The sequence below is a fragment of the Stenotrophomonas sp. 01N47 genome, assembly GCF_056399165.1.
In genome coordinates, this window is the sequence record NZ_JBFTQU010000012.1 from 57,961 (window position 1) to 76,364 (window position 18,404).

15 protein-coding genes are annotated in these 18,404 nt (G+C 66.3%); 10 read left to right on the forward strand and 5 right to left on the reverse strand.

Annotation, left to right across the window (positions count from 1 at the left end; all coding sequences use genetic code 11):
• Window positions 1-42: 42 nt before the first annotated feature.
• From cls to uvrD, 3 genes are read left to right on the forward strand one after another with little or no spacing between them, the layout of a single operon-like run.
• Window positions 43-1,461, forward strand: a complete 1,419-nt coding sequence (gene cls, locus AC1DKR_RS19165) for a cardiolipin synthase (RefSeq protein ID WP_025878058.1) — start codon at window positions 43-45, stop codon at window positions 1,459-1,461.
• Window positions 1,462-1,485: 24 nt separating this feature from the next.
• On the forward strand, window positions 1,486-2,907 hold the full coding sequence (locus AC1DKR_RS19170; protein ID WP_478034493.1) for an FAD/NAD(P)-binding protein: 1,422 nt from the start codon (window positions 1,486-1,488) through the stop codon (window positions 2,905-2,907).
• A 9-nt stretch (window positions 2,908-2,916) separates the two neighbouring features.
• Complete coding sequence (gene uvrD / locus AC1DKR_RS19175) at window positions 2,917-5,109, forward strand: DNA helicase II (protein WP_312787245.1); 2,193 nt, start codon at window positions 2,917-2,919, stop codon at window positions 5,107-5,109.
• A gap of 98 nt (window positions 5,110-5,207) precedes the next feature.
• On the opposite strand, the gene AC1DKR_RS19180 is transcribed toward uvrD, so the two are convergent.
• Complete coding sequence (locus tag AC1DKR_RS19180; RefSeq protein ID WP_312787244.1) at window positions 5,208-5,945, reverse strand: hypothetical protein; 738 nt, start codon at window positions 5,943-5,945, stop codon at window positions 5,208-5,210.
• Between the two features lie 108 nt (window positions 5,946-6,053).
• Between AC1DKR_RS19180 and AC1DKR_RS19185 the strand changes: the two genes are divergently transcribed.
• Complete coding sequence (locus tag AC1DKR_RS19185; RefSeq protein WP_312787243.1) at window positions 6,054-6,380, forward strand: low molecular weight protein tyrosine phosphatase family protein; 327 nt, start codon at window positions 6,054-6,056, stop codon at window positions 6,378-6,380.
• Window positions 6,381-6,392: 12 nt separating this feature from the next.
• Here the strand turns inward: AC1DKR_RS19185 and AC1DKR_RS19190 are convergent, their stop codons facing one another.
• Window positions 6,393-7,019 (reverse strand): hypothetical protein, encoded by a 627-nt coding sequence (locus AC1DKR_RS19190; RefSeq protein ID WP_312111427.1) that lies wholly within the window; start codon window positions 7,017-7,019, stop codon window positions 6,393-6,395.
• Window positions 7,020-7,160: 141 nt separating this feature from the next.
• Here AC1DKR_RS19190 and AC1DKR_RS19195 point away from each other — a divergent pair, with 141 nt between their 5' ends.
• Window positions 7,161-7,715, forward strand: a complete 555-nt coding sequence (locus AC1DKR_RS19195; protein WP_033832536.1) for a hypothetical protein — start codon at window positions 7,161-7,163, stop codon at window positions 7,713-7,715.
• Between the two features lie 89 nt (window positions 7,716-7,804).
• Here the strand turns inward: AC1DKR_RS19195 and AC1DKR_RS19200 are convergent, their stop codons facing one another.
• Complete coding sequence (locus AC1DKR_RS19200; protein WP_165780913.1) at window positions 7,805-7,963, reverse strand: hypothetical protein; 159 nt, start codon at window positions 7,961-7,963, stop codon at window positions 7,805-7,807.
• Window positions 7,964-8,041: 78 nt separating this feature from the next.
• Complete coding sequence (gene rtcR, locus AC1DKR_RS19205) at window positions 8,042-9,634, reverse strand: RNA repair transcriptional activator RtcR (protein ID WP_478034500.1); 1,593 nt, start codon at window positions 9,632-9,634, stop codon at window positions 8,042-8,044.
• 187 nt (window positions 9,635-9,821) lie between these two features.
• Between rtcR and AC1DKR_RS19210 the strand changes: the two genes are divergently transcribed.
• From AC1DKR_RS19210 to AC1DKR_RS19225, 4 genes are all read left to right on the forward strand, one after another.
• Window positions 9,822-11,369, forward strand: a complete 1,548-nt coding sequence (locus AC1DKR_RS19210) for a VWA domain-containing protein (protein WP_312786949.1) — start codon at window positions 9,822-9,824, stop codon at window positions 11,367-11,369.
• A gap of 529 nt (window positions 11,370-11,898) precedes the next feature.
• Window positions 11,899-13,125, forward strand: coding sequence for an RtcB family protein (locus tag AC1DKR_RS19215; RefSeq protein WP_478034503.1), 1,227 nt, complete (start codon window positions 11,899-11,901; stop codon window positions 13,123-13,125).
• 81 nt (window positions 13,126-13,206) lie between these two features.
• Window positions 13,207-14,223 (forward strand): RNA 3'-terminal phosphate cyclase, encoded by a 1,017-nt coding sequence (gene rtcA, locus AC1DKR_RS19220; protein ID WP_312786950.1) that lies wholly within the window; start codon window positions 13,207-13,209, stop codon window positions 14,221-14,223.
• A 192-nt stretch (window positions 14,224-14,415) separates the two neighbouring features.
• Complete coding sequence (locus AC1DKR_RS19225) at window positions 14,416-14,862, forward strand: universal stress protein (RefSeq protein WP_025878044.1); 447 nt, start codon at window positions 14,416-14,418, stop codon at window positions 14,860-14,862.
• Window positions 14,863-15,156: 294 nt separating this feature from the next.
• Here the strand turns inward: AC1DKR_RS19225 and AC1DKR_RS19230 are convergent, their stop codons facing one another.
• Window positions 15,157-15,441: a DUF2782 domain-containing protein gene (locus AC1DKR_RS19230; RefSeq protein ID WP_312786951.1), complete on the reverse strand. Its 285-nt coding sequence runs from the start codon at window positions 15,439-15,441 to the stop codon at window positions 15,157-15,159.
• Window positions 15,442-15,538: 97 nt separating this feature from the next.
• Here AC1DKR_RS19230 and polA point away from each other — a divergent pair, with 97 nt between their 5' ends.
• Entirely contained in the window at window positions 15,539-18,313 is a 2,775-nt protein-coding gene (gene polA, locus AC1DKR_RS19235) for a DNA polymerase I (RefSeq protein WP_394122524.1), read from the forward strand.
• Window positions 18,314-18,404: the final 91 nt, after the last annotated feature.

Below are 18,404 nucleotides of genomic sequence, written 5' to 3' on the forward strand. Positions count from 1 at the left end.
CCGCTGGGCAGAATGGCCCCACACCTCCCAACGGGCGACGCGATGCTGTTCGAGTGGCTGCTGGGCTCGTACCTGCTGTTGATCGACTGGCTGATCCGGCTGGTGGCGCTGTGCTGGATCCCCACCCGCACCACGCCGGGCGCGGCGCGCAGCTGGCTGCTGCTGGTCGGCTTCGTGCCGCTGCTGGGCCTGCCGCTCTATCTGCTGTTCGGGCATCCGTGGCTGTCGCGCGAGCGCATCCGCCGGCAGGCCGAGGCCTCGCAGGTCATCCGTGAAGAACAGGCGCTGCAGCGCCGCCTCCGTTGGACGCCGCAGCCCGATTCGGCCAGCGCCGAAGTGGTGCCGCTGGTGCAGCGCCAGGGCGATTTCATGCCGGTGCACGGCAACGCGATCGACCTGCTGACCGACTATGACGAATCACTGCACACCCTGATCGCCGACATCGACCAGGCCCAGGACCGGGTGCACCTGCTGTACTACCTGATGTTCGATGACACGGTGGGCGAGGCCATCGTCGAAGCCCTGCAGCGTGCCGCAGCGCGCGGGGTGCAGTGCCGCGTGCTGCTGGATGCGGTCGGCGCCAAGCGGGGCCTGCGCGCATACAGCAAGCGGCTGCGGTCACGTGACATCGAAGTGCGCGCGATGCTGCCCGGCGGCCTGCGTTGGCGCCGCAGCGGACGCATGGACCTGCGCAACCATCGCAAGATCGCAGTGATCGACAACGAAGTAGGCTATGTCGGTTCGCAGAACCTGGCGCGCCCTGAATTCGTTGCCGGCCACCCCAACCGCGAGCTGGTGGCGCGCGTGCGCGGGCCGGCGGTGGCGCACCTTGAAGCGGTGTTCGCCAGCGACTGGTACATCGAAACCGGGCAGCGCCTGGAGGTCATCGCCGACGTGCCGGTGTGCAGCGAGGACATCGCCACCCAGCTGCTGCCCAGCGGCCCGGCATACCCCTACAGCAACGCGCGCGATGCGGTGGCCGCGCTGATCCATCTTGCCCGGCGCCGGCTGGTGATGGTCACGCCCTACTTCGTGCCCGACGAAGCAACGCTGAGTGCACTGCGCATCGCCGCGCTGTCCGGCGTGCAGGTGCAGTTGATTCTTTCAGCCAGCAACAACCAGCGGCTGACCTCGTGGGCGCAGGAGGCCTACTACGACGAGCTGCTGCGCTGTGGGGTACAGATCGCCCTATATGAGCCGCAGTTCCTGCATGCCAAGCACATGAGCGTGGACGAGGACATCGCCGTGCTCGGGTCGATCAACATGGATATCCGCTCGTTCGCGCTGAATGCCGAAATCGGCCTGATCTGCTACGACCGTCAGCTGGTCACGCAGTTGTGCGCCATCGAGGACGACTACCTGCGCCAGTCGCGCCTGCTGGACCTGGAGCAGTGGCGCAAGCGTCCCGCGTGGCTGCGCAGCCGCGAGGGCATCGCGCGCCTGGCCGATGCCTTGATGTAGGCCAGCGCCAGCCGGGCAGGGCCGATGGCCTACAATCGGCGCATGACTGATTCACCGCGTAGTGGCGAACTGGACCTGGCGATCATCGGCGGTGGTGCCGCCGGGGTGCTGGTGGCGATCCAGGTGTTGCGCCAGGCCCGAGCGCCGCTGGCGCTGGCCATCTTCGAGCCGGCCTCGCAGCTGGCACAGGGCATTGCCTATGCCACGCCGTGGCCGGAGCATCTGCTGAACGTGCCGGCGGCGAAGATGAGCGCCTTCCCCGACCAGCCCGGCGACTTCCTCGATTTCCTGCAGGCCGCCAACGCGTACCCGGGCGAGGCGCGCGAAGTGCTGGGCGAACGCTATGTGTGTCGCCACTACTTCGCTGCCTACCTGCAGCAGCGCCTGCGCGAGGCCGAAGCGGCCGGTGCGGCGCGATTGCAGATCGTGGCCCAGCCGGTGTTGGCGTTGCATCCGGATGACCACGGTTACCAGCTGCAGCTGGGCGATGGCCAAACATTGCATGCAGCGCAGGTGGCGATCGCCACCGGCAACAGCATGCGGCCGTTGCCGGTGGACGGCGCCGATGCGTTGCCCGCCGATGACGTGGTCGAGGCCTGGGATTACGACGGCGTACGCACGCTGGCCAGTGACCATGCCCTGGCCATCGTCGGCTCCGGGCTGAGCATGGCCGACACCGTGCTGGCGTTGGTGGCCGGCGGCCATAGCGGGCCGCTGCACGTGATCTCGCGCCACGGCCTGCTGCCATTGCCGCACGCCCACGGCGGTCTGCCGGCGTTCGACCCGCAGGATCTGTTGCCGATGACCCTGCGCCAGCGCCTGCGTGCACTGCGCCAGCACGCGCGGCAGGCACAGGTCGACGGCATGCCCTGGCAGGGCGTGATGGATCGCATCCGCCCGCACGGCCAAGCGCTGTGGCAGAGCATGGACGCCGCCGACCAGCGCCGCTTCCTGCGCCACGTGGTGCGTTACTGGGACGTGCACCGCCATCGCATTGCTGAACCGGTGGCCGAGCAGTTGCAGGCGCTGCAGGCCAGCGGCCAGCTGCGCGTTCACCGCGCCCGCCTGCAGCGCGTGTGGCGCGACGGTGATGCCCTGCGGCTGTCGGGCCGCGAGGCGGGCGGCGGCAACGTGCAGTGGACGATCGCTGCGGTGGTCAATGCCACCGGTGTGGAAACCCGCGCCTCGGCACTGCGCAATCCCTTGCTGCAACAGCTGCAGGCCGATGGCCTGGCCCGCCCCGGCCCGCATGGGCTGGGCTTGGACAGCAGCGTGCCGGGCGACCGGTTGTGTGCAGAGGGTGGCCAGCCACAGGCGCGCCTGGGGGTACTCGGCAGCCTGCGCATCGGCAGCCTGTGGGAAAGCCTGGCGGTGCCTGAACTGCGTCAGCAGGCGCAGGCACTTGCCACGCAGGTGGTCGCAGGAGCTGCGACGTCGATGCCGTAAAATGGAGGCATGGATGTCTCCCACTTGCTTGATGGCCTGAACCCGGCCCAGCGCGAAGCCGTCTCCGCTCCCCTCGGTCACCACCTGGTGCTGGCCGGTGCCGGGTCGGGCAAGACGCGCGTACTCACCCACCGCATTGCCTGGCTGCATGAAGTCGAAGGCGTGCCGACCCACGGCATTTTCGCGGTGACCTTCACCAACAAGGCCGCCGGCGAGATGCGCCATCGCATCGACGCGCAGCTGCCGCATGGCAGCCGCGGTATGTGGATCGGAACCTTCCATGGCCTGGCCAACCGCCTGCTGCGCCTGCACTGGCAGGATGCCAGGCTGCCTGAAGGCTTCCAGGTGATGGATTCGGACGACCAGCTGCGGCTGGTCAAGCGCGTGGTGCAGGCGCTGGAGCTGGATGACGGCAAGTACCCGCCCAAGCAGATTGCCTGGTGGATCAACGCACAGAAGGATGAGGGCCGCCGCCCGCAGCACATCCAGCCCGAGCCGAACGATGCGTGGCTGGAAACCATGCGCCAGGCTTACGCCGAGTACCAGGCGCGCTGCGACCGTGCCGGCCTGGTCGATTTCGCCGAGCTGCTGCTGCGCGCGCACGAACTGCTGCGCGACAATCCGCCGTTGCTGTCGCATTACCGCGCGCGGTTCCGCGAGATCCTGGTCGACGAATTCCAGGATACCAACGCCATCCAGTATGCCTTCGTGCGCGTGCTGGCCGGGCATGAGGGCCACGTGTTCGTGGTCGGTGACGATGACCAGGCCATCTATGGCTGGCGGGGTGCCAAGGTCGAGAACGTGCAGGGCTTCCTGCGCGATTTCCCGGGCGCGCAGACCATCCGCCTGGAACAGAACTACCGTTCCACCGCCAACATCCTCAACGCCGCCAACGCGGTGATCGCGCACAACCCGGACCGTATCGGCAAGCAGCTGTGGACCGACAGCGGCGACGGCGATCCGATCGACCTGTATGCGGCGTACAACGAGATGGACGAGGCGCGCTACATCGTCGAGCGCGCGCGGCAGTGGGTGCGCGACGGCGGCAGCTACACCGAAGTGGCCGTGCTCTACCGCAGCAACGCGCAGTCGCGCGCGCTGGAAGAAGCGCTGCTGAGTGAACAGGTGCCGTACCGCGTGTACGGCGGCATGCGCTTCTTCGAGCGCGCCGAAGTGAAGGATGCGCTGGCGTACCTGCGCCTGTTGTCCAACCGCAACGACGACGCTGCATTCGAGCGCGCGGTGAACACGCCCACGCGTGGCATCGGTGACCGCACGCTGGACGAAGTGCGCCGCGAAGCGCGCGCCCAGGGCATCTCGCTGTGGGAGGCCACCATGCTGGTGACCCAGGGCAGCGCATTGGCGGCGCGGGCCCGCAACGCGCTGGCCAGCTTCCTGGTGCTGGTCAATGAACTGCAGGCGCAGACCCTGCAGATGACCCTGGCCGAGCGCGTGGACCATGTCCTGGTGCGTTCGCAGCTGCGCGAGCACTGGAGCAAGGAAAGCCGCAACGCGCTGGATTCGGAATCGCGCACCGACAACCTCGACGAACTGGTGTCGGTGGCCTCGCGCTTCGTGCGCCGTGCCGACGACATCGAGGAAGTGGGCGAGGACATGGACGAGCTGGTCGCGTTCCTGGCGTATGCCGCGCTGGAAGCCGGTGAAGGCCAGGCGCAGGCGGGCGAGGAGGGCGTGCAGCTGATGACGCTGCACTCGGCCAAGGGCCTGGAATTCCCGCTGGTGTTCCTGGCCGGCGTGGAAGAGGGCCTGTTCCCCAGCGCACGGTCGCTGGAGGAAAGTGGGCGGCTGGAAGAAGAGCGTCGGCTGGCCTACGTCGGCATCACCCGTGCACGACAGAAACTGGTGCTGAGCTACGCCGAATCGCGGCGCATCCACGGCCAGGACAACTACAGCCTGCCGTCGCGTTTCCTGCGCGAGATTCCGCGCGAGCTGCTGCATGAAGTGCGGCCGAAGGTGCAGGTCTCGCGACCGGCCTCGATGGGCGCAAGCCGGGTGATGGGTCACGCCGCCATCGAAGCGCCGCCAATCAAGCTGGGCGCGTTGGTCAACCATCCTAAGTTCGGCGAAGGCATGGTGACCGACTACGAAGGCAACGGTGCCCACGCCCGCGTGCAGATCGAGTTCGCCGACGCCGGCAGCAAGTGGCTGGTGATGGCGTATGCCAACCTGACGGTGATCTGATCACCGCCGGGGTCGGATCCCTCCCGTAGGAGGGCTCTGACCCCGACGCGATGGAAAGCAGCCGAGCACGGGCTCGGCTCTACAAAAACGGTTGGGCGTCACTCGGTGGTGAATTTCTCCACCGCCGCAATCACGCTCGCGCGGTCTATCAGCTCTTCATCCTGACGGTTGCGGATCAGCACGTAGCGCCCTTCCTCCGGCGACAACACCTCGATCACCTCGTTGCGATAATTGGTGATCTCGATGAAGCCATCGCTCACTCCGCTAAGGTTGTCGATCTCGGCTATTAGTGTCTCCAGGCTCACGATGGCGCCGTCTTTGTCCGTTCCGCCGCCAGTGCGGGGATTGTCGAAGTACACGCTTATCTTCGGTTGCCTGGTCCTATGCCAGTTGTTGACGTCAACGATGTGATGTGTGGACCACTTGAAATCCTCTGCTGATTCCTCGCCGGTGAACTCACACCGGAAGATTGGCAGGCACAGGAACAGACCTGTGCGCTTCTCGATACGGTTCAGAAGCCCGTGATAGGTGCTGGGAACCGCCATCGCATGGGTAAACCCGTAGGCGCTGGGTGGAATCTCGAAGATCGTTGGCCCATCATGTGAAAGACGGTGCGGTGCGTTCAGTACAACGCTGGCAGCGAATTCCGGATCATCGACATTCTTGGACGCGATCGCGAGGTCATGTCCCTTGGCATTCCTCATGCAGCAATAGAGTACGTACGTCGCGACTACGTACTTGCTGAAGTAGCAGCCGTGGACTTCGGCCACCTCTCCGAACGTCGTTAACAGGTCATCCTTGGTGATCATGGTCATCTGGACGGTGGAAAAGCCCATGATGGCCTTTCGAGTGTTTTCCGGCCATGCAACTTGTCCGAATGTACCTGAGTGGGGTCAGAGCCCTTTTCCGTTGGAAAAGGGGTCCGACCCCGATACGCTGCGGGCATGACCCGCAACGTGCTCTTCCTCTGCAGCCAGAATCGTCTGCGCAGCCCTACGGCCGAGCAGGTGTTCGCCGATTGGCCGGGCGTCGAAACCACCTCGGCCGGGCTGCTCGCCGACGCCGAGGAAGTGCTCAGCCCCGAGCTGCTGCAATGGGCCGATCTGGTGTTCGTGATGGAGCGGGCGCACCGCAACCGGCTTTCCAGCCGCTACAAGGCGTGGTTGAACGGCAAGCGGGTGATCTGCCTGGATATTCCCGATGACTACGAGTACATGGATCCGGTGCTGGTGGAACTGCTCAAGCGCAAAGTGATCCCGTTCCTGCGCTGACCCGGTCGGCGATCAGTCCTGCGCCTGCGGTTGCGCGGCCGTGTCCTGTTCGGACATGGACTGCTGCAGGCTGCTGCTGAAGCTCTTCACCGCGCGTTCCAGGGCGATCTCCCAGTTCTCCCGCGAGGCTACCTGGAAGATGTTTGCGCCGTGGCCGGTAGTCGCGAAGGTGCGCGTCTGGCCATCCCTGCGCGCCGTCACCTGTACCGCGATGTCTGCAAGCATCTGCTGGGTGTACGTCGCGGCGCGCCAAACATTCACCGGAGCACTTACCGAAAAATCGGTCAGCGTGGCGTCCAGGTGCGTACACGATGTCTCGCACTTGTCGGCAGTCCTGTAACCCATGTTGCGCAGCGCCTGGATCATGATCTCGCGTGCCTTGTCCGGGGCTGTGGAAGTTTCGAGCTCCACCAGCACGCCATTGCCGGCACGGATGACACCGCCGATGTTCTTCGCACGCGCCGCCGATTGCACCTGCGGGAAGTACTGGGGCCGGTTGTCACGCACTGGGGCCACCACCACCACCGGGCCTTGTTCCGGGTTCACCCGGATGTCCGGCACGTTCACGCGCACCACTTCGGTGCGGATGCCGCAGCCGGTGAGCAACAGCAGCAGTGCCAGCGTAATGATCGACTTCATGTATTCCCCCTGTTGGAATGGTGTCCGTGCGCCGCGCATTATCGCTTGCATATCGCCTGAAAGGACGGGGCGCCGACGCCGCAAAGCAGCCGGGCATGGCACGGCTCTACAATAGCGGCCACATCTCCCAGGAACGCCCTCATGACCGAACCCACGCTGCATGTCACCGTGAAGTTGAACGCCAGGCTGCAGCCCGAGCATCGCCATGAGCTGTTCGAGGATCCGCTGGACGCGCTGTTGCAGGCGGCCGAGCTGGGCGGGATCACCGGAGGCGGTACTGCGATGTCCGACGAGGGCGAAGTCGAGTACGGCGATATTGAAGTGGCACTGGTCGATGCCGCGGGCGTGCCGAAGCTGGTCGACCTGCTGGAGCAGCTGGGGGCACCGAAGGGTTCGCAGGTGCAGGGCGCAGGCGAGGCCGATCGCAGCTTCGGCGTGACCGAAGGCCTGGGCATCTACCTGGATGGCCTGACCCTGCCGGACGAGGTGTACGAGCAGTGCGATTCGAACCACGTGTTCGAGCAGCTGTCCGAGCGCATCGATGGCCTGGGCGAGATCTGCAGCTGGTGGCAGGGCCCGAGCGAGACCGCGCTGTACATGTACGGCCAGTCGTTCGAGGCGATGCGTGAGGCGATCGCCGAGTTCGTCGGCAGCTACCCGCTGTGCCAGAACGCACGCGTGGTGCAGATCGCCTGAAGCTGCGGTTTCGGGTGGAGTGGGCCGGCTGCTCCAGGTGCCGGGATAGCGGCGGCTGCCGGCCAGCGGCAGGCACTACCGGAGCGCGGTCAGCGTGCTGGCTGGGCGGCCGCAGCCTGCTGAGCGTTGTCAGCCTTGGCCAGTGATTTGCCGAACTGGTAGCCACCCACGAGCAGGACGAAGGCAGCGACACAGGCCAGCACGATGATCAGGCCGGTTTTGGAAGTCGAGCGGGGGCGGTCCTGCATGGGAAATCTCCGTTCAGGTAGGGGGTCGCAGCCGGAGCATGCGCCGTGACCGGTGCACGCGCAAGCCGGGCCGTCGCGCTACCGGACCGGCCCCCGCACCTGCTCCCAGTCCAGCCCGAACTTCGCCAGGTACTTGCGCAGGCGGTCGGCGTCGTTGGTGCTGGCGCGCTGGGTGCGCGAGACCGCAAACAGCTCGCGCCCGGCGGCGGACAGCGACTTCGAGCGTGCACAGACCCGCACCACTTCTTCCAGCTGCACGCGGTCGAAACGGTCCAGCGCGTCCACGGCCTCGCCCAGCAGGGCATCCAGCGGAGACGGCGCATCGCCGCCGCGCCACTGTGCCCGCAGGCGCGCGATCTCGTCTTCCACACCCTCGATCTGGATGCGCCCGGCGCTGGCCAACGTGGCCAGGCGCATGATCGACGCGCCCAGGTCGCGGAAGTTGCCGCGCCACGCCGCTTCCGGGCTGGTGGCGAATGCGAGATAGCGCGTGCGCGCCTCGGTGTTGAAGCGCACCCGCGCATGCTGGTCCAGCGACCAGCGCTCCAGCTCGAACTCGATGTTCGGCTCGATGTCTTCCATGCGCTGCGCCAGGCCGGGCAGGTGGTACGTCCACAGGTTGAGGCGCGCCAGCAGGTCTTCGCGGAAGCGGCCTTCCAGCACCGACTGCTGCAGATCGCGGTTGGTGCCGGCGATCAGCTGGAAATCGCTCTCCACTTCGCGGTCACTGCCGACCGGCAGGAAGCGCTTCTCTTCCAGTGCTCGCAGCAGCATCGCCTGTTCGTCCTGGCCGAGTTCGCCGATCTCGTCCAGGAACAGCAGCCCTTGGTGCGCTGAGCGCAGCAGGCCGGCACGGTCGCCGGAAGCGCCGGTGTAGGCGCCTTTGGTGTGACCGAACAGGGTGCTCATCGCACCGTCGCCGCGCAGCGTGGCGCAGTTCACTTCGACGAAGCGACCGGGCAGCTGGTGCTTGAGCTTCTTCAGCTCGAACACGCGCTTGGCCAGCTGGCTCTTGCCGGCGCCGGTCGGTCCCATCAGCAGCATCGGCGCGCGCGAGCGGGTGGCCACCGTTTCGATCTGCTCGATCATGCGGTTGAAGGCGGCGTTGCGGGTGGCGATGCCGCCCTTCAGCAGGTCGCGATCCAGCAGCTGCTGCTGGGCGAAGCGCTGGGCGATGTGGTCGTAGCGCGACAGGTCCAGGTCGATGATCGCGTACGTACCGGCGGCACCGTCCTGCTTGCGCGGTGGCGAGGTCTGCAGCAGCCGTCCGGGGAAATGACGGCTCTCGGTCAACAGGAACCAGCAGATCTGCGCCACGTGCGTGCCGGTGGTGATGTGGACGTAGTAGTCCTCCTCCTCCGGCTGGAACGGGTAGCGCGCGAGAAAGTCGTGCAGGGAGGCGTAGACCCCCTCGAATTCCCATGGATCGGCCAGGTAGGTGTCGTGACGCTGCACGCTGATGCCCGGCGCGGCCTGCGCCAGGTCCTCGCAGACCACGCGCGCCAGCTTGCTGTAGCGGCGCTCATCCAGCAGCAGCTCGATGCGGTCAGGCAGGAAATCCTCATGCATGCCCAGCGAAACGGTCGGGCGCCACTTCTGCCAGCGGCCCGGACCCTCGCCTGCGTCGAGCTGGGTGCCCAGCATGCCGAATACCACCTGCCGACGCGCCATATCCATTCCTATAAAAGAGGCGCGGGAAATATATATCTTTTCGCCAATGTTCGCTGGGCAGGAAAGTCCTATTTCATTGAAATCATCTCAAAATCAATAGCATGCGATGGTTTCGCAAAAGTTGGCACGGCCATTGCTATATATCCGGCAAGACACGACGCGGGCTGTTCCCGCCGAGGACATCAACATGGCCAACCTTTCGCTCTTCTCCTGGATGCGCACCCCGCAGCCGCCGCAGGCAGACACCGTCAATGAAGCCGGTGGCTTGGCCTACCGCCGCGACTCGCGTGCAGCGCTGGCGCTGTATGCGGCCACCGGGTGCCTGAACAACACTTTCTACAGCGACGCCGAAGCGCAGCTCCAGCAGGTGCTGGCGCTGACCGCGCAGGTCGAGCCGCGCTTCATCGCCCGCACCGCGCTGTACGCCCGCCAGGTTGCGCACATGAAGGACATGCCGGCACTGCTGCTGGCGGTGCTGAGTCTGCGCGATCCGGAGGCGTTCGCCCTGGTGTTCCCGCGGGTGATCGACAACGGCCGCCAGCTGCGCACGTTCGTACAGATCATGCGTAGCGGCCAGGTGGGCCGCCGTTCGCTGGGCTCGCTGCCCAAGCGCAGGGTGCGTGAGTGGATCCAGCAGGCGTCGGCGGAAACGCTGGTGCGTGCGGCAATCGGCCAGCAGCCGTCGCTGGCCGACCTGATCCGCATGGTGCACCCGAAGCCGGCCAACGCCGAGCGCAAGGCGCTGTATGCATGGATCATCGGTCGTCCGTACGACGAGGTGCAGCTGCCGGCAGTGGTGCAGGCGTACGAGGCGTTCAAGCGTGACCCGCGCGGACTGCCGCCGGACCTGCCGTTCCAGTACTACAGCACGCTGCCGCTGGATGCGGCGCAGTGGTCGGCACTGGCCCGCAATGCATCGTGGCAGTCGATGCGGATGAACCTCAACACATTCGCCCGCAACGGCGTGTTCGATGATCCGGCGATGGTGCAGGTGATCGCGGATCGCCTGCGTGATCCGCAGCAGGTGCGTCGTGCCCGTGTATTGCCCTACCAGCTGCTGATGGCCTTCCACGCGGGCGCTGGCTTGCCGCCGTCCATCCTGGAAGCTTTGCAGGATGCGATGGAGATCGCGACGGCATCGGCGCCGGCATTGCCGGGGCGGGTGGTGGTGGCGGTGGACGTGTCCGGTTCCATGCAGTCGCCGGTGACCGGCTATCGCAAGGGTGCCAGTACGGCGGCGCGCTGTGTGGACGTGGCGGCGCTGGTTGCAGCCTGCGTGCTGCGCGGGCAGCCGCAGGCCAAGGTATTGCCGTTCGACACCGAGGTGCGCCACGTGCGGTTGAACCCGCGCGACAGCGTGATGACGCTGGCCCGCCAGCTGGCGATCAACGGTGGCGGTACGTCGGTCAGCGCCCCGCTGCACTACCTCAACCTGCGGCGCGAGCCGGTGGACCTGGTGGTGATGGTGTCGGACAACGAGAGTTGGCGTGACACCCGCACCGGCGGCCAGACGGCCACGATGCTGCAGTGGGATGCACTGAAGCGTCGTTGCCCGCAGGCGCGGCTGGTGTGCATCGACCTGCAGCCGGTGGCCAGCAGCCAGACCATGCAGCGCGGTGACGTGCTGCACATTGGAGGCTTCAGCGATGCGGTGTTCGACCTGATCGCGCAGTACGCCGCTGCGGCCGAAGACGGCAGCAGCTGGGTCGAGCGCATCCAGGACATGGGGTTGTAAGGCGGCAAGGATGTCGCCACGGACCGCCCGGCTGGCAATGGGGCCAGCCGGGCAGGGCCAGGAATTCGTTTTTGCGGTGAATGCTGGTGGAACTACATTGGTTGTCCCTTCGGGGTCGGGTTCGAGTCCCGCGTTTCCTGCCTGTCGTGAGGAAGCAGACGTTCCACTTCCCTTGTCACCGCACCTTTTCAAACGGCACCGGCAACGGCGCCGATGCTTCACCGCCGGCAGTGCGAATGCCGGAGGAACTACAGCCTCTTAAGCTCCAGGTCGCGGGTTCGACTCCCGCCTGCCGCGGCAACGCGGCGGTAGCTCAGTGGTAGAGCAGGATGTTCCTCCAGATTCTTGTCGTGCTGCCGGCACCTTCGCTTTCGTTGCGCGGGGAATGCAGGTGGAACTACATCGGAAGCCCTTCGGGGTCGGGTTCAAGTCCCGGCCGTCCCCCACGGCAACGTGGGTGACGGAATGTTCCACCACCCTTGTCACCGCACCTTCTTAGTTTTTGCTTTGGATGAAAGGAAACATCACCATGACCACCCTCAATTACGACGTGATCCAGCAGCCGGGTGCTGCACCGATCAAGCTGTGGACCCGCGACGTGCCGCTGGAAGACCAGGCGCGCGAGCAGCTGCAGAACATCGCCAAGCTGCCCTTCATCCACAAGTGGATTTCGGTGATGCCCGACGTGCACTTGGGCAAGGGCGCGACCGTGGGCTCGGTGGTACCGACCATCGGCGCGATCATTCCTGCAGCGGTGGGCGTGGATATCGGCTGCGGCATGATCGCGGTGCGCACCACGCTGGTCGCCAGCGACCTGCCGGACAACCTGTCGGCGGTGCGCAGCGCGATCGAGCGGGCGGTGCCGCACGGCCGCAGCGTCACCCGCGGTGGCCGCGACAAGGGCAGCTGGGACACGCCGCCCGAACTGGCGGTTGAGGGCTGGGCGCAGCTGGTGGATGACTTCGCATTGATCTGCGAGCGTCACCCGCGCCTGAAGAACACCAACAACCTCAAGCACCTGGGAACGTTGGGTACCGGCAACCACTTCGTCGAGGTCTGCCTGGACCAGGAGCAGCGCGTGTGGTTCATGCTGCACTCCGGTTCGCGTGGCGTAGGCAATGCCATCGGCACCTACTTCATCGAGCTGGCCAAGCAGGAAATGCGCCGCTGGATGATCAACCTGCCCGACCAGGACCTGGCCTACCTGCCCGAGGGCAGCCAGCACTACGGCGACTATGTGTTCGCGGTGGACTGGGCGCAGCGTTTCGCACGCATGAACCGCGAGGTGATGATGCGCAACGTGGTGGCCGCGGTGCGTACGGTGATCAGCAAGCCGTTCGAGGCCGAGGCCGAGGCGGTGAACTGCCACCACAACTACGTGAACCGCGAGACCCACTTCGGCAAGGAAGTGATGCTGACCCGCAAGGGCGCGGTGAGTGCGCGCAAGGGCGAACTGGGCATCATTCCGGGCAGCATGGGGGCCAAGAGCTTCATCGTGCGTGGCCTCGGCAACGAGGACAGCTTCCACAGCTGCAGCCACGGTGCCGGCCGCGTGATGAGCCGTACTCAGGCACGCAAGCTGATCACGGTGGATGACCACGCCAAGGCCACCGCGCACGTGGAGTGCCGCAAGGATGCGGAGGTGGTGGATGAATCGCCGGCGGCCTACAAGCCGATCGAGGCAGTGATGGAGGCCCAGCGCGATCTGGTCGAAATCGTGCACACGCTGCGCCAGGTGGTGTGCGTGAAGGGATGAGGCAACCCGTGCGCGGCGTACACTGCGCCGCGCACGGCAGCAAGGCCCGGCATCGAACAACGGGCACGGAGGAACAGACAGATGGACATGATTGAACTGGATGGCGGGCACGGAGGCGGACAGCTGCTGCGCTCGGCACTGACCCTGAGCCTGTGCACCGGCACCGGCTTCACGCTGCACAACATCCGCGCGATCCGGCGCAAGCCGGGGTTGATGCGCCAGCACCTGACCGCGGTGAACGCTGCGGCGCGGGTCGGCAACGCCTGTGTGCACGGTGCAGAACTGGGCGCTACCTCGTTGCGCTTCGAGCCGGCGCGGGTGAGCGCCGGCACCTACCACTTCGCGACCGGCAGCGCCGGCTCGGCAACGCTGGTGCTGCAGACCGTGCTGCCCGCGCTGTGGCGCGCGCAGGGGCCCTCGCAGCTGCGCCTGGAAGGCGGTACCCACAACCCGCTGGCACCCAGCGCGGATTTCATCGCGCAAAGCTATCTGCCGGCGCTGGGCCGGATGGGCGTGCAGGCGTCGATGCAGCTGCTGCAGCACGGCTTCCATCCAGCCGGTGGCGGCGTGATGGAGGTGCAGGTGCAGCCGTGCGCGGCGTTGCAGCCGCCGTCGTTGGAGGTGCGTGCACCGTTGCAGGCGATCGAGGCACAGGTGCTGATGTCCGGCCTGTCCAGCGGCATCGGCCTGCGCGAACTGCAGGTACTGGCCGAGACGCTGGGCGTGGACCCGCACCCGCGCAACGTGCAGTCGATACGGCCGGCGCTGGGACCGGGCAACGTCGCCCTGGTGCGCGTGCGTCATGGTGATCACGTGGAGGTGTTCAGCGGCCACGGCGAGCGCAGTGTCTCCGCCGAGCAGGTCGGGGCGCGCCTGGCCGGGCAGGTCAAGCAGTACCTGGACGGGACCGGTGCTGTTGGCGAGTACCTGTCCGACCAGTTGCTGCTGCCGATGGCGCTGGCAGGCGGCGGTGCGTTCACCACCCACGTGCTGAGCGATCACCTGGTCAGCAATGCGCGGTTGATCGAGAAGTTCCTGCCGGTGGAATTCGACTGGCAGCCGCACGACGGTGGCTGGCGGGTGACGGTGCAGGCCTGAGTGCCCGCCGGGCGTGGCCCGGCGCTACCGGAGCATTCCAGTCGCCTGTCGATCCTGGGCGCGTCGGCCGATCATGCCGCGCTGCGCAGGCATCGCTGCGCGCTGTCGGATTGATCCTGCGCAAGGCACGATCTCCACACAGGCTGTGTAATGGTGTCGTTCCCACTGGCTGGATCACCGCGGAGCCCCACCATGTACAAGCGCATCCTGATCGCCACCGATGGCTCGGAGCTGGCCGACAAGGGCCTGGCCAAGGGCCTGGAGCTGGCCAAGGACCTCAACGCCGAGGTCGACATCGTCACCGTCTCCGAGCCTTGGGCCGTCGGCATGTACGACGCCATGGGCTGGAGCGTGGGCTACATGAACAGCCCCGAATACAAGGCCGACCGAGAGGAAGGCGCGCAGAAGGTGCTGCAGCCGGCCCTGGCCAAGGCGGCCGAGCAGGGCATCACCGCCAATCCGGTGCATGTGCTGGACCGCTACGCGGCCGACGGCATCATCGAGACGGCGGGCCAGCGCAACAGCGATCTGATCGTAATGACCTCGCACGGCCGCCGCGGCGTCACCCGCGTGCTGCTGGGCAGCCAGACCGCCGAGGTGCTGGCGCGCAGCACGCTGCCGGTGCTGGTCATCCGCTGATACGGAAGCGTTCCCGGGGAGGGGACCCGACGCCGGCCGCAGGATGCGCGCCGGCGTTGTTTTTTATCGGCGGCCCGAAGAGCATCCACGCATGGCGTGGATCTACTCCAGTTCACCGTCAAAGGTCCACGCCATGCGTGGATGGGGCCACCGCAATGCGCAGTAGATCCACGCCATGCGTGGATGGGGCCACCGCAATGCCCAGTAGATCCACGCCATGCGTGGATGGGCCGGGCCGATCGCCTTGATGGGGTCAGAGCCCTTTCCTGCGGAAAGGGATCCGACCCTGTCGCATCACCAGCTGTACAGCTTCCAGTACACCGGCGACACGCCATCCTTGTCATTGTCGAAGCGGCCATCGCCGTTCTTGTCATACATGTAGAACGGGGCGCCGCGTGCCGGCGTCACCTTGACCATGCGCAACTGGCCGGACACCCGGTATTCCTCGATGGTGTCGCCGTTGTCCATCGTGCGCTTGGAAACATCGGCGCCCTTGACGTCCACCGGGGGAGCGCCCACGCCGCCCATGCTGGCGCAGCCAGCAAGCAGGAGCAGGGAAGCCAGCATCAGGGTCTTCATCGGCGGGGCCTTTGCCTGGAAAGAGCCTTGATTATGCCCCAACGCCGCGTCGCTGCCGTGTCGCCGCGATGCAGGAACAGGCGCGTAGAATCGACACATGAGCAGATTAGTCCTGATCGACGGGTCCAGTTACCTGTACCGCGCGTTCCACGCGCTGCCGCCCCTGTCCAATGCACAGGGTGAGCCCACCGGCGCGCTGTTCGGCGTGGTCAACATGCTGCGCTCGACGCTGAAGGAGCGCCCGGCCTACGTCGCCTTCGTCGTCGATGCCCCCGGCAAGACCTTCCGCGATGACCTGTACGACCAGTACAAGGCCAACCGCCCGCCGATGCCCGATGAACTGCGCAGCCAGGTCGAGCCGATGTGCCGCATCGTCGAGGCGCTGGGCATCAGCATCCTGCGCATCGACGGCGTGGAGGCCGACGATGTGATCGGCACCCTGGCCCTGCAGGGCGTGGCACAGGACCTGAAGGTCACCATCTCGACCGGCGACAAGGATTTCGCCCAGCTGGTCCGGCCGGGCATCGAACTGGTCAACACCATGACCGGCAGCCGCATGGATTCGGACGCGGCGGTGATGGACAAGTTCGGCGTGCGCGCCGACCAGATTGTCGACCTGCTGGCACTGATGGGCGACACCGTGGACAACGTGCCCGGCGTGGAGAAGTGCGGGCCGAAGACGGCCGCCAAGTGGCTGGCCGAATACCAGCATCTGGACGGGGTGATGGCAGCGGCGCCGACCATGAAGGGCAAGATCGGCGAAAACCTGCGCGCCGCGCTGGAGCGCCTGCCGCTGAACAAGGAGCTGGTGACCATCCGCACCGACGTCGCGCTGGACGCCAGCCCGACCACGCTGGCCCTGCGCGATCCGGATGTGCCCACCCTGGGCGAGCTGTACCTGCGTTACGGCTTCACCCAGGCATTGAAGGAGCTGGGCGGGCCGGTACCGGCGCCTGCAGTGGCCAACGACGCGACGCCGAGCCTGCGTGGCACCGCCGCCGGCTTTGCCCGTGGCAGCGCCGAAGCGCCGCCCGTCGGCGAGCTCGATCCGGCGCTGTCGGCGCCCGGCGAGTACGAGACCGTGCTGACCACCGAGCAGCTGCAGGCCTGGGTCGCGCGCGTGCAGCAGGCTGACCTGATCAGCTTCGACACCGAGACCGACGCACTGGATGCGATGCGTGCGCGCCTGGTCGGCATCAGCCTGGCGGTGGAGCCGGGCAAGGCCGCCTACATCCCGGTCGGCCACGATTATCCCGGCGCGCCGGCACAGTTGCCGCTGGCACAGGTGCTCGATGCGCTGCGGCCGGTGCTGCAGGACCCGGCGAAGAAGAAGCTGGGCCAGCATGGCAAGTACGACCTGCACGTGCTGCGCCGCCATGGCGTGGACGTGCAGGGCTACCACGACGACACCATGCTTGAGAGCTTCGTGCTCAATTCCACCGCCACCCGCCACGACATGGATTCGCTGGCCCTGCGTTACCTGGGCTACAACACGATCAAGTTCGAGGACGTGGCAGGCAAGGGCGCCAAGCAGATTTCGTTCTCGCAGGTGGGCATCGACGAGGCCGGCCGCTACGCTGCCGAAGACGCCGACATCACCCTGCGCCTGCACCACGCGCTGCAGCCGCAGCTGCTGGCCGAACCGACCCTGGACAGCGTGTACCGCAGCATCGAGATGCCGCTGGTGCCGGTGCTGGCCAGCATCGAAGCCAATGGCGTGCGGATCGACACCGACGAACTGCGCCGGCAGAGCCAGGACCTGTCCTCGCGCATGCTGGCCGCGCAGCAGAAGGCCACCGAGCTGGCCGGGCGCAGCTTCAACCTGGATTCGCCCAAGCAGCTGCAGGCGGTGTTGTTCGACGAGCTGAAGCTGCCGGCGGTGGTGAAGACCCCCAAGGGCCAGCCCAGCACCAATGAAGAGGCGCTGGAGGCGATTGCCGAGCAGCACGTTCTGCCCCGGGTGATCCTCGAGTACCGTGGCCTGGCCAAACTGCGCAGCACCTATACCGACAAGCTGCCGGAGATGGTCAACTCCGAAACCGGCCGGGTGCACACCAGCTACCACCAGTCCGGTGCCGCCACCGGCCGCCTGTCCTCGTCCGATCCGAACCTGCAGAACATCCCGATCCGCACCGAGGATGGCCGCCGCATCCGCCGTGCGTTCATCGCCCCGGAAGGCTTCCAGCTGCTGGCGGCCGACTATTCGCAGATCGAGCTGCGGATCATGGCGCATCTGTCCGGAGACCCGGGCCTGGTGCGGGCCTTCGAGCAGGGCGCCGACGTGCATCGCGCCACCGCCGCCGAGGTGTTCGGCCGCACCCTGGAAGAAGTGACCAGCAACGAGCGCCGCGCGGCCAAGGCGATCAACTTCGGCCTGATGTACGGCATGAGTGCGTTCGGACTGGCCCGCAACCTCGGCATCGACCGCGGCCAGGCGCAGGATTACGTGGCGCTGTACTTCAGCCGCTATCCGGGCGTGCGTGACTTCATGGAGCGCATGCGCGAGCAGGCCCGCGAGCAGGGCTACGTGGAGACCCTGTTCGGTCGCCGGCTGTACCTGAACGACATTCATGCACGTAACCAGGGCCTGCGTGCTGGCGCTGAACGTGCGGCGATCAATGCACCGATGCAGGGCACCGCCGCCGACATCATCAAGCGCGCCATGGTCGATGTGGACAAATGGCTGCGTGACAGCGGCGCACCGGCGCGGATGATCCTGCAGGTGCACGATGAACTGGTGTTCGAAGCCGAGGCCGGTTTCATCGAAGAACTGCGTAGCAATGTCGTGCAGCGCATGTCGCAAGCGGCACAATTGCGGGTGCCGTTGGTGGTCGATACCGGTACTGGCAGCAATTGGGATGAGGCGCACTGAGTCGCATTCAGGCCGAAAACGCCGTGAATTCGTTCATTTGCATGATATTTCTGACTCAAACATGAATGTTTCCCTGATGGGTGCTTATTAA

What these genes read in the sequence shown, in the direction of transcription:
- cls (WP_025878058.1), top strand. Translation starts at nt 43, where the DNA reads ATGCTGTTCGAGTGGCTGCTGGGCTCGTACCTGCTGTTGATCGACTGG.
- polA (WP_394122524.1), top strand. Translation starts at nt 15,539, where the DNA reads ATGAGCAGATTAGTCCTGATCGACGGGTCCAGTTACCTGTACCGCGCG.
- AC1DKR_RS19230 (WP_312786951.1), bottom strand. Translation starts at nt 15,441, where the DNA reads ATGAAGACCCTGATGCTGGCTTCCCTGCTCCTGCTTGCTGGCTGCGCC.
- AC1DKR_RS19225 (WP_025878044.1), top strand. Translation starts at nt 14,416, where the DNA reads ATGTACAAGCGCATCCTGATCGCCACCGATGGCTCGGAGCTGGCCGAC.
- AC1DKR_RS19195 (WP_033832536.1), top strand. Translation starts at nt 7,161, where the DNA reads ATGACCGAACCCACGCTGCATGTCACCGTGAAGTTGAACGCCAGGCTG.
- AC1DKR_RS19200 (WP_165780913.1), bottom strand. Translation starts at nt 7,963, where the DNA reads ATGCAGGACCGCCCCCGCTCGACTTCCAAAACCGGCCTGATCATCGTG.
- AC1DKR_RS19210 (WP_312786949.1), top strand. Translation starts at nt 9,822, where the DNA reads ATGGCCAACCTTTCGCTCTTCTCCTGGATGCGCACCCCGCAGCCGCCG.
- rtcA (WP_312786950.1), top strand. Translation starts at nt 13,207, where the DNA reads ATGGACATGATTGAACTGGATGGCGGGCACGGAGGCGGACAGCTGCTG.
- AC1DKR_RS19215 (WP_478034503.1), top strand. Translation starts at nt 11,899, where the DNA reads ATGACCACCCTCAATTACGACGTGATCCAGCAGCCGGGTGCTGCACCG.
- AC1DKR_RS19170 (WP_478034493.1), top strand. Translation starts at nt 1,486, where the DNA reads ATGGCCTACAATCGGCGCATGACTGATTCACCGCGTAGTGGCGAACTG.
- AC1DKR_RS19185 (WP_312787243.1), top strand. Translation starts at nt 6,054, where the DNA reads ATGACCCGCAACGTGCTCTTCCTCTGCAGCCAGAATCGTCTGCGCAGC.
- rtcR (WP_478034500.1), bottom strand. Translation starts at nt 9,634, where the DNA reads ATGGCGCGTCGGCAGGTGGTATTCGGCATGCTGGGCACCCAGCTCGAC.
- AC1DKR_RS19190 (WP_312111427.1), bottom strand. Translation starts at nt 7,019, where the DNA reads ATGAAGTCGATCATTACGCTGGCACTGCTGCTGTTGCTCACCGGCTGC.
- uvrD (WP_312787245.1), top strand. Translation starts at nt 2,917, where the DNA reads ATGGATGTCTCCCACTTGCTTGATGGCCTGAACCCGGCCCAGCGCGAA.
- AC1DKR_RS19180 (WP_312787244.1), bottom strand. Translation starts at nt 5,945, where the DNA reads ATGGGCTTTTCCACCGTCCAGATGACCATGATCACCAAGGATGACCTG.